This is a genomic window from Burkholderia oklahomensis C6786 (genome assembly GCF_000959365.1).
In the GTDB taxonomy this organism is placed as follows: Bacteria; Pseudomonadota; Gammaproteobacteria; order Burkholderiales; family Burkholderiaceae; genus Burkholderia; species Burkholderia oklahomensis.
In genome coordinates, this window is sequence record NZ_CP009555.1 from 638,175 (window position 1) to 652,931 (window position 14,757).

The window sequence follows — 14,757 nt, forward strand, 5'->3', positions numbered from 1 at the left end:
AACCACTCGCTCGAACGTGCCGACTGTCCGCCTCGCGCACCGCTCGACGGACCTTGGGCGGCATCGACGGTTCGTCAGACTGACGATCGCACTCGCCGTCGCGACGCTCGCGGCGGCGGCGGCGAGTCGGGGCGTACGCGCGCAGAACGCGTCCATGCCGACGGAAGCCGATGCGGCGGGCGCCGGCGCACGCGCCGCGTCGGCGCATCCCGCCGCGTTCACGGCGGCATCCGCGGCGGCGTCCGGCGATCGCGTGCGTACCGGCGGCCCGGCCGACTTCGCGGGATCGGGCGACGCCGTTGCGGCCACGTCCGTCGGGGCCATTGCGCCCGCGACGGTTGGCGCGGCGGCGACGTCCGCTGTGAAGCCCGTCGCATCGGCGGCCACGGCGGATTCGATCGTGCCGCCCGTCTCGCGCGCGCCGCCCGTGCCGTCCTCGCGCGCGACAGCGTCCACGCCGGCCGCATCGCTCACGTCCGCCTCTTCGTCGAACGCCCGAACCACGCTCGCCGCAGCCGCCGCGCCGGCCGCGCTGCCGGCGTCGCCCGCCCCGACGACGAGCCTGCCCGTTCCCGGCGTCGACGCGACCGTCCCCGCGAACGACCTGTACCTCGACGTGTCGCTGAACGGCCAGCCGACGCATCTCATCGTGCACTTCGCCTTCGCCGACGGCCGCTTCTACGCGAGCCAGGACGATCTGAACGACATCGGCATCGCGACATCGCGGCTGCGGCAGCCCGCGAACGCGCTCGTCGCGCTCGATGCGCTCGACGGCCTGCGCTACCGCTACGACGCCGCGCGCCAGACGATCGACCTCGTCGTCCCCGACGCGCTGCGTATCCCGCACACGTACGACACGCGCGCGCTCGCGCCGACGATTCCCGCGAGCTCCGGCCGCGGCGTCGTGCTGAACTACGATCTGTACGCGCAGACGACCGACCGCGCAGGCGCCGCGCTGTGGCACGAAGCGCGCTACTTCGATCCGGCCGGCGTGTTCAGCAGCACGGGCGTCGCGTATTTCCAGCACGGCGGACAGCGTTACACGCGCTACGACACGTCGTGGAGCACGTCCGATCCGAAATCGCTGACGACGGCGCAGATCGGCGACACGATCTCGTCGTCGCTCGCGTGGACGCGCTCGCTGCGCCTGGGCGGCCTGCAGTGGCGCAGCAACTTCGCGCTGCGTCCGGACCTCGTGACGTTTCCGGTGCCGGCGCTCGCGGGCACGGCCGTCGTGCCGTCGACGGTCGATCTGTACGTGAACGGCGTGCGCCAGTTCAGCGGCGACGTGCCGAGCGGCCCGTTCGTCATCAACAGCGTGCCGGGCATCACGGGCGCGGGCAATGCGACCGTCGTCACGCGCGACGCGCTCGGGCGCACGATCGCGACGTCGCTGCCGCTCTACATCGACACGCGAATGCTCGCCCCCGGCCTCGCGAGCTACTCGGTCGAGGCGGGCTTCCTGCGGCGCGCGTGGGGCCTGCGTTCGTTCGACTACACGCGCCGCCCGGCCGTCAGCGCGACCGCGCGTTACGGCGCGAGCGAGCGCCTGACCGTCGAGGCGCACGCGGAGGCGACGCCCGGCCTCTACAACGCGGGCGCCGGCGCGCTCGCGCGGCTCGGCGGCGCGGGCGTCGCGAGCGCGTCGATCGCGCAAAGCGTCGGACGCCTCGCGGGCACGCAGGTCGGACTCGGCTATCAGCTGGTGCGCCCGCGCTTCTCGATCGATGCCGAGACGCTGCGCGCGTACGGCAACTACGGCGACCTCGCCGCGCGCGACGGCACGCCGGTGCCGACCGCGACCGACCGCGTGACGCTGTCGCTGCCGTTCATCCGTTCGCAGACGTTCGCGATCAGCTACATCGGCCTCAAGCATCCGGGCCTGCAGGCGTCGCGGATCGGCTCGGTGTCGTACTCGGTGAACGTCGGCAGCCTGGCGTCGATCAACGTCAGCGCATTCCAGGACTTTCATCAGCGCGGCTCGCGCGGCGTGTTCGTGAGCCTGAACGTCGCGCTCGGCAACAACACGTCGGTCAACACGAACGTCGGCCGGCAGAACGGCAAGACGATCTACAACGTGAACGCGATGCGCGCGCCCGACTACGGCGGCGGCTTCGGCTGGAGCGCGCAGGCGGGCGACGCGGGCGGCACGCGCTACGGCCAGGCGCAGGCGCAGTACCTCGGCCGCGCGGGCGAAGTGACGGCGCTCGCGCAGACGATCGCGGGACGGCAGAACGCGGCGCTCGACGTGACGGGCGCGGTCGTGCTGATGGACGGCAACGCGCTCCTCGCGCGGCGCATCGACGACGGCTTCGCGCTCGTGTCGACCGACGCATCGCCGGGCGTGCCGGTGCTGCACGAGAACCGCGTGATCGGCGCGACCGACCGCAACGGCCATCTGCTGATCCCCGACCTGAACGCGTATCAGAACAACCGGATCGGCATCGACACGCTGAAGCTGCCGCTCGACGCGCGCGTGTCCGACACGCTCCGCAACGTCGTCCCGCAGTCGCGCTCGGGCGTGCTCGCGCATTTCTCGATCGTGCGCGAGCAGTCGGCGTCGATCGTCCTGCAGGACGCATCGGGCGCGCCGCTGCCGCCCGGGCTTTCGGTCACGCATCGCGAGAGCGGCGCGGGCACGATCGTCGGCTACGACGGGCTCACGTTCGTGACCGGCCTCGCGGCCGTCAATCATCTGGAGATAACGGGCCGCGGCAAGCGCTGCGCGGTCGCGTTCGACTACGCGCGCCCGGCCGACGGCACGCCGCCGACGATCGGGCCCCTGACTTGCGACTTGAAGTGACGCGGCGAGGCCGCCGCGGCGCGCGCCGGACCGCCGGCGAGCCGGCGCGCGCGCCTCCCGCCACGCCTCCCGCCACGCCGCCCGCTCCGCGCCGCCCCGGACACCCCCGCACCGGCCGCCCGCCGCGCGAATGCTAAAATCCGCGATATCCATTCGCGGCGCGCGCCGCTCCACTCCCCTCTAAGAATCGCCATGACGTCCCAACTGCACAAAAAGGGCGAGGCCTGGTCGGCCCGCTTTTCGGAACCGATGTCCGAGCTCGTCAAGCGCTACACGTCGTCGGTCTTCTTCGACAAGCGGCTCGCGCTCGTCGACATTGCCGGCTCGCTCGCGCACGCGAACATGCTCGCCGCGCAAAAGATCATCAGCGCCGGCGATCTCGCCGCGATCGAGCGCGGAATGGCGCAGATCAAGGGCGAGATCGAGCGCGGCGAATTCGAATGGCAGCTCGATCTCGAGGACGTCCACCTGAACATCGAGGCGCGCCTGACCGCGCTGATCGGCGACGCGGGCAAGCGCCTGCACACGGGCCGCTCGCGCAACGACCAGGTCGCGACCGACATCCGCCTGTGGCTGCGCGGCGAGATCGACCGGATCGGCGGCCTCCTGAACGACCTGCGCGGCGCGCTGATCGACCTCGCCGACAAGAACGCGGACACGATCCTGCCGGGCTTCACGCACCTGCAGGTCGCGCAGCCCGTCACGTTCGGCCATCACCTGCTCGCGTACGTCGAGATGTTCTCGCGCGACGCCGAGCGGATGCGCGACTGCCGAGCCCGCGTGAACCGCCTGCCGCTCGGCGCGGCGGCGCTCGCGGGCACGAGCTATCCGATCGACCGCCACGCGGTCGCGAAGACGCTCGGCTTCGACGGCATCTGCGCGAACTCGCTCGACGCCGTGTCCGATCGCGATTTCGCGATCGAATTCACGGCGGCGTCCGCGCTCGTGATGACGCACGTGTCGCGCTTCTCGGAAGAGCTCGTGCTGTGGATGAGCCCGCGCGTCGGCTTCATCGACATCGCCGACCGCTTCTGCACCGGCTCGTCGATCATGCCGCAGAAGAAGAACCCGGACGTGCCCGAGCTCGCGCGCGGCAAGACGGGCCGCGTGAACGGCCACTTGATGGCGCTCCTCACGCTGATGAAGGGCCAGCCGCTCGCGTACAACAAGGACAATCAGGAAGACAAGGAGCCCCTCTTCGACACGGTCGACACGGTCGCCGACACGCTGCGGATCTTCGCGGAGATGGTCGCGGGCATCGCGGTGAAGCCGGACGCGATGCGCGCCGCCGCGCTGCAGGGCTTCTCGACCGCGACCGATCTCGCCGACTACCTGGTGAAGCGCGGGCTGCCGTTTCGCGACGCGCACGAGGCGGTCGCGCACGCGGTGAAGGTTTGCGACGTGCGCGGCTGCGATCTCGCGGACCTGACGCTCGACGAGATGAAGCAGGAGCTGCCGAACGTCGCGCACCTGATCGGCGACGACGTGTTCGACTACCTGACGCTCGAAGGCTCGGTCGCAAGCCGCAACCATCCGGGCGGCACCGCGCCCGACCAGGTGCGCGCGGCGGTGAAGGCGGCGCGCGCGGCGCTCGGCAAGTAAGCCGGCATGCACGTGGCGGACACCGGGCGGTGTCCGTCTTTTCATCCGCGGCGCGATACGCGCCCGGCTGCGGTGCCCGCAAGCGGCTCATCGCCGCCGCGCACGGATTTCACGAAGCCGGACGCGTGAAGCGCAGCGCAACGCGACCCGACGAGCGGCGATCATCGAGACGGCGCGCATCGCTTCCGGATTCGGGCAAGCGCGGCGCGCGGCGGCACCGCCGCTCGAACGCGCGATGGCCCCGCGCCGGCGACCCACGCATCGATTCACGGACGGAACCCATGTTCTCAGCGGCAATCTTCGATATGGACGGCCTGCTCGTCGACTCCGAGCGGACCATCATGAACACGTGGATCGACGTTGCGCGCGCTCACGGCGTCGCGCTGTCCTCCGCCGACTACCTGCAGATCGTCGGCCGCTCGTTCCGGGAAGGCCAGACGGTCCTCGCCGGACTGCTCGGCGGCGAAGCGTTCCGCTCGGTGTCCGCGCAGGTGCGCGAGCAACTCGCCGCGCCGCAGCCTCATCCGAAATTTCCGCTGAAGACAGGCGCGCATGCGCTGCTGAGCACGCTCGCCCGCGCCGGCATTCCGTGCGCGGTCGCGTCGTCGTCCGCGCGCGACGTGATTCGCACGCGGCTTCACGCGGTCGGCGTACTGGAATTTTTCGCCGCGATCGCGGGCGGCGACGAAGTGGAACGCGGCAAGCCCGATCCGGCCGTCTACCGGCTCGCGGCCGAGCGGCTGAACTTGCCGGCGCCCGCGTGCGTCGCGTTCGAGGACAGCGATTTCGGCGCACTCGCCGCGACGCGCGCGGGCGCATCCGTCGTCACCGTGCCCGACCTGAAGGCGCCGACGCCCGAGATCGTCGCGCTGAGCCTGCGTGTGCTCGCCACGCTCGACGACGCGGTCGCGCTCGTGCCGGCGTGGTTCGGGCCGCGCGCCGCGCAGCTCGCGTGAGTCGGCGCGGCGCCCGCCGCACGGACACCGGCACCGACGGGCACGCGCGTTCGAAGAAAATCGCAAGCACGGGCGGGCGGCATCCGAGGCGGATCGACGCCGCCCGCGCAAGACATGAGCCCCGGCGCACGGAGCGCCCGCACGGCGCTCAATGATTGTTGACCGTCTCCGAGAACCGCTTGAGCGTCGCGACGCGCGCACCGATCAGATCGACCCGTTCGTCCTCGCTGATGAGCGGCGTCATCGCGTCGCGAAACGCCGCCCATTCGCGCTGCGCCTGCGCGAGCGTCGGCAGCGAAGCCGCGGGCATCCGCGACTGCAATTTCGCGTAATAGCGGTTCATGTCGAAGAGCGCGTGCTCGCACGCCGCATCGCGCATGCAAGGCCGCACGCGATGCACGGCGCCCTTGCCGCCGCCCGGCTGCGCATAGCGGTCGGCCGCGCCGCGCAGCGCGCGCGCCCGATCGCGCACCGGCTGCAGCCGCATGTCGGCGCTCGCCATCGCGTACATCGTCCCCTGCGTCGTGTCGTAGACCGCGCGCACCAGATGCGCTTCATCCTTGCGCCACGCGAGCCAGCGGCGCTGGCTCTCCTGCCAGCCGCGCCGCGCATCGGCGGGCGCCGCCTTCTGCAACCGCTGATACGCGGCGTCGACTTCCGCGAGCCACTGCTGCCGCGCCTCGTCCATGCACTGGATCTGGCCGGCGGTCGACGAGCGGTCGCGCCGCGCGAGACACTGGCGCATCGCGACGTCGATCGGATCGGCCGCCGCGACCTCGGCATGCGTCGCGCCCGCCGCCAGCCAAGCGGCCAGCGCGACGGCGGCGAAGCGCACGAGCGTCTTCCGGACTTCGATCATCGTCAGTCACGCACGCAGTCGACGTAGTACTCGGTGCGGCCGTTCATCTCTTCCGCGACGAGACCGTGGATGTCCGTATGGAATCCCGGGAAGCGCTCGTTGAAGTCGCGCGCGAACCGCAGGTAATTGACGATCGTCTTGTTGAAGCGCTCGCCCGGGATCAGGAGCGGAATGCCCGGCGGATACGGCGTCAGCAGGATGCTCGTCACGCGGCCTTCGAGCTCGTCGAGCGGCACGCGGTCGATCTCGCGGTGCGCGAGCTTCGCGAACGCGTCGGACGGCTTCATCGCCGGCTCCATGTTCGACAGATACATCTCGGTCGTGAGACGCGCGATGTCGTTCGCGCGGTACACGTCGTGGATCTGCGTGCAGAGATCGCGCAAGCCGACGCGCTCGTAGATCGGGAACTGCGCGACGAACTCCGGCAGCACGCGCCAGAGCGGCTGGTTGTTGTCGTAGTCGTCCTTGAACTGCTGCAGCTCGGTGACCATCGAGTTCCAGCGGCCCTTCGTGATGCCGATCGTGAACATGATGAAGAACGAGTACAGGCCCGTCTTCTCGACGATGATCCCGTGCTCGGCCAGGTACTTCGTGACGATCGCGGCCGGAATGCCCGTCTCGCCGAACTCGCCGTCGACGTCGAGCCCCGGCGTGATGATCGTCGCCTTGATCGGGTCGAGCATGTTGAAGCCTTCCGCGAGCGGGCCGAAGCCGTGCCAGCGGTCGTTCGGCTTCAGCAGCCAGTCCGCGCGCGAGCCGATGCCCTCGTCCGACAGGTTGTCCGGACCCCACACGCTGAAGAACCAGTCGGCGCCGTACTCGGCGTCGACCTTGCGCATCGCGCGGCGGAAGTCGATCGCCTCGGCGATCGATTCCTCGACGAGCGCGGTGCCGCCCGGCGGCTCCATCATCGCGGCCGCGACGTCGCACGACGCGATGATCGCGTACTGCGGGCTCGTCGACGTGTGCATCAGGTACGCCTCGTTGAAGCGATGGCGGTCGAACGTGCGGTTCTCCGAATCCTGCACGACGATCTGCGACGCCTGCGAGATGCCCGCGAGCAGCTTGTGCGTCGAGTGCGTCGCGAACACGAGCGCGCCCGTGCGCGGCCGGCCCGCGCCGATCGCGTGCATGTCCTGGTAGAACGGATGGAACTCCGCGTGCGGCAGCCACGCTTCGTCGAAGTGCAGCGTGTCGAGCAAGTCGCCGAGCAAGTCCTTGATCTGCTCGACGTTGTAGACGACGCCGTCGTACGTGCTCTGCGTGATCGTCAGGATCCGCGGCTTCAGGTTCGGGTTCTTCTTCAGCGCCTCGCGCGCGAACGGATTCGCCTCGATCTTCTTGCGGATGTTCTCCGGCTTGAACTCGTCGCGCGGGATCGGCCCGATGATGCCGAAGTGATTGCGCGTCGGCGTGAGGAACACCGGAATCGCGTGCGTCATCGTGATCGCGTGCAGGATCGACTTGTGGCAGTTGCGGTCGACGAGCACGATGTCGCCCGGCGCGACGGTCGCGTGCCAGACGATCTTGTTCGACGTCGACGTGCCGTTCGTCACGAAGAACAGGTGATCGGCGCTGAAGATGCGCGCCGCGTTGCGCTCGGACGCGGCCACGGGCCCCGTATGGTCGAGCAGCTGGCCGAGCTCGTCGACCGCGTTGCAGACGTCCGCGCGCAGCATGTTCTCGCCGAAGAACTGGTGGAACATCTGGCCGAGCGGGTTCTTCAGGAACGCGACGCCGCCCGAGTGGCCCGGGCAGTGCCACGAATACGAGCCTTCGTCCGCGTACTTGACGAGCTCCTTGAAAAACGGCGGCGCGAGCGAATCGAGGTAGACCTTCGCCTCGCGGATGATGTGGCGCGCGACGAACTCCGGCGTGTCCTCGAACATATGGATGAAGCCGTGCAGCTCGCGCAGGATGTCGTTCGGCAGGTGGCGCGACGTGCGCGTCTCGCCGTACAGGAAGATCGGGATGTCCGCGTTGCGGCGGCGCACTTCGGTCACGAACGCGCGCAGCTCGATGATCGCGGTCGCGAGTTCGGGCAGTTCGCCGTCCGGGCCGGTTTCGCCGAGCATGAGTTCGTCGTCGTCGATCGACAGGATGAAGCACGACGCGCGGCTCGACTGCTGCGCGAACGACGTCAGATCGCCGTAGCTCGTCAAGCCGAGGACTTCGACGCCCTCTTTCTCGATCGCTTCGGCAAGCGCCCGGATGCCGGAGCCCGAGATGTTCTCGGAGCGGAAATCTTCGTCGATGATGACGACGGGGAAACGAAACTTCATGGGCGATTCTCCAAAAAGAACGACCGCGGCGCGAGACGCGCAGCGGTCACCCGGAAACTGGTCGGTGTTCCGATATGCAACCAGATCAGGTTTTCGGCAGCGTGACACCGCGCTGTCCCTGGTACTTGCCGCCGCGATCCGCGTACGACACGTCGCACACCTCGTCGCTCTCGAAGAAGAGGACCTGGGCGACGCCTTCGTTCGCGTAGATCTTCGCGGGCAGCGGCGTGGTGTTCGAGAATTCGAGCGTCACGTAGCCTTCCCATTCGGGCTCGAACGGCGTCACGTTGACGATGATCCCGCAGCGCGCGTAGGTCGACTTGCCGAGGCACACGGTCAGCACGGTGCGCGGAATGCGGAAGTACTCGACGGTGCGCGCGAGCGCGAACGAGTTCGGCGGGATGATGCACACGTCGCCCTTGAAATCGACGAACGAGCCTTCGTCGAAGTTCTTCGGATCGACGATCGTCGAATTGATGTTCGTGAAGATCTTGAATTCGTCCGCGCAGCGAATGTCGTAGCCGTAGCTCGACGTGCCGTAGCTGACGATCTTGCGGCCGTCTTCGGCGGTGCGGACCTGATCGGGCACGAACGGCTCGATCATCTTGTGCTCTTCGGCCATGCGCCGGATCCACTTGTCGGACTTGATGCTCATAAAAAGGCGCCGGAAAACGCTGCGTGTCTGGATGGATGCCGCCGGACGGTCCGGCGGCCATGAAAGGCGCACATTTTACGCGATCGGGAACGGACCGACTCGCGTCATTGCCGCACGACGCCGCACGCGAGCGCGGGGCCCGCGCCGTGCTGCGGGAACGCCGGATCGCTCGGGTCGCGGTGGACGAGCACCGAGCGGCCGAGCACCGAGCGCACGCCGTCGAGCGCGACGTCGGGCGCGACGATGAAGCCCGCCGCGACGCCGTTCGCGTCCGCGTGGATGTTGCCGAGATCGCCGCCGACGCGCGCGCCCGCGCGCAGGCGGTCCGCCGCGGGCGCGAACACGGCGCCCGCGCTCGAGCCGTCGGCGGCGTTGCAGTCGCCGCGCTCGTGGACCTGCAGCGCGTGATCGCTGTTGGGCGGCAGGCCCGCGAAGTTGTACGTGACCTGCACGCCGTCCGGACGTTCGGCGAGCGTCACCGTGCCGCGCGCCTGGCTGCCGACCGTCGGCTGGAGCAGCGCGTCGGCGCGCTTTTCGTGCGGCGTTGCAAACGTGGTGCAGCCGGCCAGGAGGCCGATGGCGGCCAGGACAAGCGGCGCATGGCGCGCGAGCCAGCCCGGCACGCCGTCGAGTCGTCGTTTCATGCGATCCTCATGCCGGGCGGAACGCTCGAACGAGCGGCCGCCGGGCCGGTAAAGGGGACCTTCGGGAAAGTCGTCATGATACCGTGACTCGCCACGCCGCAAACACCGTCCGACGCGGCCCTGCCGGGGATTTTACGTATTTTGAACAACGATCGTCGGAAACTTCGACGACATGTCCCGCGCGCGCTCGGCGATCGCGATCGCGACGCCCCGCGCGATCGCGCGGTAGCGCTCGGCGAGCTTGCCGTTCGGGTCCGCGGCGACGGTCGGCGCGCCGCCGTCCGCCTGCTCGCGAATCCGGATGTCGAGCGGCAGGCTGCCGAGCACGGTCACGCCGTACTCCTTCGCCATCCGCTCGGCGCCGCCCGCGCCGAAAATGTGCTCCTCGTGCCCGCAGTTCGAGCACACGTGGATGCTCATGTTCTCGACGATGCCGAGAATCGGGATGTTCACCTTCTCGAACATCTTGAGCCCCTTCTTCGCGTCGAGGAGCGCGATGTCCTGCGGCGTCGTGACGATCACGGCGCCCGTCACCGGCACCCGCTGCGCGAGCGTCAGCTGGATGTCGCCCGTGCCGGGCGGCATGTCGACGATCAGATAGTCGAGCTCGCGCCAGTTGGTCTGGCGCAAGAGCTGCTCGAGCGCCGACGTCGCCATCGGGCCGCGCCATACCATCGGATTGTCCTCGCCGACCAGAAAGCCGATCGAGTTCGCCTGCAGGCCGTGGCCGACGAGCGGATTCATCGACTTGTTGTCGGGCGATTCGGGCCGGTCGTGAATGCCGAGCATCGTCGGCAGCGACGGGCCGTAGATGTCGGCGTCGAGGATGCCGACCGACGCGCCTTCGGCCGCGAGCGCGAGCGCGAGGTTCACGGCCGTCGTGCTCTTGCCGACGCCGCCCTTGCCCGACGCGACCGCGACGATGTTCTTCACGTTCGGCAGTAACTGCACGCCGCGCTGCACCGCATGCGCGGCGATCTCCTGCGACACGTGGACGCGCGCCTCGCGCACGCCCGGCACCGCGGCGAGCGCCGCCGCGACGCGCGCGCGCGCGTCGTCGAACTGGCTCTTCGCCGGATAGCCGAGCACGACGTCGGCCGAAACGGCGTCGCCGTCGATCGCCACGTTGCGGATGCCGCGGTGCGCCGCGTACGGGCGGCCGGTGTTCGGGTCGACGACTGCCGCGAGTGCGGCGTCGGCGAGCGCCCTGTCGATACTCATCGAAACTCCGTGGGAACGTCGCTCAAAATCGCCCAAAAGGTCAATAATCTTCAAATATTCGGGCGAAAAGCGAGAAAAGTGAAAGAATTTATTGCACGCCATTGCGTAAAGCCAACTTGCGGCGCAATCTTCGCGGGCGGCGCGCTTCGGGGCCACATCGGGGCCATACCGCCTATATTGTAGAGGCTGGGGCGCGCTTGGTCCGAACAGCCATCCTGGCGAACGGGGCTTGTCGCATCGGCGGCAGGCTCCGCGGCCGGGCGCCGGACGGATCGAGGCGCTCGCGCGCCCGCATCGCCGGCGCGCGGGTCCCCCCGCCGAAAGAGCAGTTCTTTTTTGTTCTTGTCGAGTCACTCAAGAGAGGAAACCAAGATGAATACCAAAATCGCGACGCGCTTGTCCGTTTTCGCTCTCGCCGGCGCCCTGCTGGCGGGTTGCGCGACCCCGCAAGGAACCAACACGGCAGTCGGCACGGGCACGGGCGCCGCGCTCGGCGCAGGCATCGGCGCACTGGCCGGCGGCGGCAAGGGCGCGGCGATCGGCGCCGGCGTCGGCGCACTCGTCGGCGGCGTGACGGGCTACAACTGGCAAGCGATCAAGAACAAGCTTGCGCCGTCCGCGCAGCAGACGGGCACGCAGGTCACCGAGCAGCCGGACGGCTCGCTCAAGCTGAACGTGCCGAGCTCGGTCACGTTCGCGACCGACCAGTATGCGGTCACGCCGGCGTTCACGCCGCTCTTGAACGACCTCGCGTCGACGCTGAACCAGAACCCGCAGATCACCGCGTCCGTCGTCGGCTACACCGACAGCACGGGCTCGGCGGCGCACAACCAGACGCTGTCGCAGAATCGCGCGCAAAGCGTCGTGAACGCGATGTCGCAGCGCGGCGTCGCGGCAAGCCGCCTGTCGGCGCAAGGCATGGGCGCATCGAACCCGATCGCCGACAACGCGACGGAAGCCGGCCGCGCGCAGAACCGCCGCGTCGAGATCTACCTGCGCGCTCCGCAAGCGGCGCAGTAAATCCGACCGCTGGAGAATGGCGCGCCGAGTCCCGCCGGACAAGGCTTTCGAGGCGGCTCGTAACAACTCGAAAAAATTTTCGAACTTCTTGCGAGCCGCGGAGTCTGTCTTTACGGTACGTGACGGTGCTGCCGGCGCGTCACCATTCTCCTCTTGTCGTTGTTGCTCCGGGGCCACATCCGCCCCGGTTTTTTTTGCCCGCACGACGCCTCGCTGCGCCGCAACATCCGACCTGTCCGCTCAGCCGTCGCCGCGCACCGCGCAGCCGACGCAAACATAGCCGCTTTGCCCAAAGCTTTCAATTCGTAAAATATTACGGCTCGTGACACGCCATGCGCGCGTCGGCGAGCGTCGCGTCGCAACCCCGCTCGATGGGCGCAACCATGCGCCGTCCGCCCCGTACATCGGCTGGCGGCCGCCCTGCTAGAATCGCAGCTTCCCTGCGATTTTCCGCAAGCAGTCCCTTCAGAGACCCTATGTCCGCATCCGACCTCACCTCCGTGCAGGCCGGCGCGCCGCAAGGCCGCCGCCAGATCCTCGTCACGTCCGCGCTGCCCTATGCGAACGGGCAGATTCACATCGGCCACCTGGTCGAGTACATCCAGACCGACGTCTGGGTGCGGACGATGCGAATGCACGGCCACGAGATCTACTACATCGGCGCGGACGACACGCACGGCACGCCTGTCATGCTGCGCGCCGAGCAGGAAGGCGTGACGCCGAAGCAGCTGATCGAGCGCGTGTGGCGGGAGCACAAGCGCGACTTCGACAGCTTCGGGGTCTCGTTCGACAATTTCTATACGACGGATTCCGACGAGAACCGCGTGCTGAGCGAGAAGATCTACCTCGCGCTGAAGGACGCCGGCTTCATCGCCAAGCGCGAGATCGAGCAGGCTTACGACCCCGTCAAGGAAATGTTTCTGCCGGACCGCTTCATCAAAGGCGAGTGCCCGAAGTGCCACGCGAAGGACCAGTACGGCGACAGCTGCGAAGTGTGCGGCACGACGTATCAGCCGACGGATCTCGTCAATCCGTACTCGGTCGTGTCGGGCGCGACGCCCGTGCGCAAGACGTCGACGCACTACTTCTTCCGGCTGTCCGACCCGCGCTGCGAGGCATTCCTGCGCGAATGGGTGAGCGGCCTCGCGCAGCCCGAAGCGACCAACAAGATGCGCGAATGGCTCGGCGACGCGGGCGAAGCGAAGCTCGCCGACTGGGACATCTCGCGCGACGCGCCCTACTTCGGCTTCGAGATCCCCGGCGCGCCCGGCAAGTATTTCTATGTGTGGCTCGACGCGCCCGTCGGCTACTACGCGAGCTTCAAGAACCTGTGCGAGCGGCGCGGCATCGATTTCGACGCGTGGATCAAGAAGGACTCGACGACCGAGCAGTATCACTTCATCGGCAAGGACATCCTGTACTTCCACACGCTGTTCTGGCCCGCGATGCTCGAGTTCTCGGGCCATCGCACGCCGACCAACGTGTTCGCGCACGGCTTTCTGACGGTCGACGGCGCGAAGATGTCGAAGTCGCGCGGCACCTTCATCACCGCGCAGAGCTACATCGACACGGGCCTCAACCCCGAATGGCTGCGCTACTACTTCGCCGCGAAGCTCAACGCGACGATGGAAGACATCGACCTGAACCTCGAGGACTTCCAGGCGCGCGTGAACAGCGACCTCGTCGGCAAGTACGTGAACATCGCGAGCCGCGCGGCAGGCTTCCTGATCAAGCGCTTCGACGGCCGCGTGCAGGACAGCGCGATGAACCATCCGCTCCTCGCGACGCTGCGCGATGCGATTCCGCAAATCGCCGCGCACTACGAAGCGCGCGAGTACGGCCGCGCGCTGCGCCAGACGATGGAGCTCGCCGACGAGGTCAACGGCTACGTCGACACGGCGAAGCCGTGGGAGCTCGCGAAGGATCCGGCGAACGCGGCCGCGCTGCACGAAACCTGCAGCGTGAGCCTCGAGGCGTTCCGCCTGCTGTCGCTCGCGCTCAAGCCCGTGCTGCCGCGCGTCGCGGAGGGCGTCGAAGCGTTCTTCGGCGTCGCGCCGCTCGTGTGGGCCGACGCGAGCAAGCCGCTGTCGTCCGAGCAGCCGATCCGCGCGTATCAGCATCTGATGACCCGCGTCGATCCGAAGCAGCTCGACGCGCTCCTCGCCGCGAACCGCGGCTCGCTTCAGGGCGCCGCCGCGGCGGCCGATGCGGACGCGGCGAACGGCGGCGGCGCGAAGAATGCGAAGAGCGCGAAGGACGCGAAAGCCGCGCCCGCCGATGACGACGCCTCGCCGATCATCGCGATCGACGACTTCGCGAAGATCGATCTGCGCATCGCGAAGATCGTCGCGTGCGAAGCCGTCGACGGCTCCGACAAGCTGCTGCGGCTCACGCTCGACGTCGGCGAGGAGAAGACCCGCAACGTGTTCTCCGGGATCAAGTCGGCGTACCGGCCGGAGGATCTCGTCGGCAAGCTGACGGTGATGGTCGCGAACCTCGCGCCGCGCAAGATGAAGTTCGGCATGTCCGAAGGGATGGTGCTCGCCGCGTCGGCAGCCGACGAAAAGGCCGAGCCGGGCCTCTACATCCTCGAGCCGCATAGCGGCGCGAAGCCCGGCATGCGCGTGAAGTAAGCGGCGGCGCACTTCGCCGCGATGCAGAATGAACATCAAGCGGCGCGAACGGAGCGCGCCGGGCTCGCGCGCGGCGGCACGG

General features: G+C 68.6%; 10 protein-coding genes. 5 read left to right on the plus strand and 5 right to left on the minus strand.

All coding sequences use genetic code 11. The features are described from left to right. Positions 1–16: 16 nt before the first annotated feature. The 3 genes from BG90_RS02855 (at position 17) to BG90_RS02865 (ending at position 5,361) form a co-directional block, all read left to right on the plus strand. Positions 17–2,803, plus strand: coding sequence for a fimbria/pilus outer membrane usher protein (locus BG90_RS02855; RefSeq protein ID WP_010114371.1), 2,787 nt, complete (start codon positions 17–19; stop codon positions 2,801–2,803). 192 nt (positions 2,804–2,995) lie between these two features. Continuing rightward, positions 2,996–4,405 carry an argininosuccinate lyase gene (argH, locus tag BG90_RS02860; RefSeq protein ID WP_010114364.1) on the plus strand — a complete coding sequence of 470 codons (1,410 nt, stop codon included), beginning with the start codon at positions 2,996–2,998 and terminating at the stop codon, positions 4,403–4,405. A gap of 281 nt (positions 4,406–4,686) precedes the next feature. Beyond that, on the plus strand, positions 4,687–5,361 hold the full coding sequence (locus BG90_RS02865; protein WP_010114362.1) for an HAD family hydrolase: 675 nt from the start codon (positions 4,687–4,689) through the stop codon (positions 5,359–5,361). Between the two features lie 148 nt (positions 5,362–5,509). Here BG90_RS02865 and BG90_RS02870 read toward each other — a convergent pair whose 3' ends face one another. From BG90_RS02870 to apbC, 5 genes are all read right to left on the minus strand, one after another. Continuing rightward, complete coding sequence (locus tag BG90_RS02870; RefSeq protein ID WP_010114361.1) at positions 5,510–6,220, minus strand: lysozyme inhibitor LprI family protein; 711 nt, start codon at positions 6,218–6,220, stop codon at positions 5,510–5,512. 2 nt (positions 6,221–6,222) lie between these two features. Then, the gene (locus tag BG90_RS02875) at positions 6,223–8,502 is read right to left on the minus strand and encodes an arginine/lysine/ornithine decarboxylase (RefSeq protein ID WP_010102235.1); all 2,280 of its coding nucleotides are present in this window, start codon (positions 8,500–8,502) and stop codon (positions 6,223–6,225) included. Positions 8,503–8,587: 85 nt separating this feature from the next. Further along, positions 8,588–9,157, minus strand: coding sequence for a dCTP deaminase (dcd, locus tag BG90_RS02880; protein ID WP_010102234.1), 570 nt, complete (start codon positions 9,155–9,157; stop codon positions 8,588–8,590). 104 nt (positions 9,158–9,261) lie between these two features. Then, positions 9,262–9,801 (minus strand): superoxide dismutase [Cu-Zn], encoded by a 540-nt coding sequence (sodC, locus tag BG90_RS02885; protein ID WP_010114360.1) that lies wholly within the window; start codon positions 9,799–9,801, stop codon positions 9,262–9,264. A 132-nt stretch (positions 9,802–9,933) separates the two neighbouring features. Continuing rightward, positions 9,934–11,022, minus strand: coding sequence for an iron-sulfur cluster carrier protein ApbC (apbC, locus tag BG90_RS02890; RefSeq protein WP_010114359.1), 1,089 nt, complete (start codon positions 11,020–11,022; stop codon positions 9,934–9,936). A 372-nt stretch (positions 11,023–11,394) separates the two neighbouring features. Between apbC and BG90_RS02895 the strand changes: the two genes are divergently transcribed. After that, entirely contained in the window at positions 11,395–12,042 is a 648-nt protein-coding gene (locus BG90_RS02895; RefSeq protein ID WP_010102225.1) for a YiaD family glycine zipper/OmpA-like lipoprotein, read from the plus strand. A gap of 476 nt (positions 12,043–12,518) precedes the next feature. Further along, positions 12,519–14,675 carry a methionine--tRNA ligase gene (gene metG / locus BG90_RS02900; protein WP_010114358.1) on the plus strand — a complete coding sequence of 719 codons (2,157 nt, stop codon included), beginning with the start codon at positions 12,519–12,521 and terminating at the stop codon, positions 14,673–14,675. The last annotated feature ends 82 nt before the right edge of the window (positions 14,676–14,757 follow it).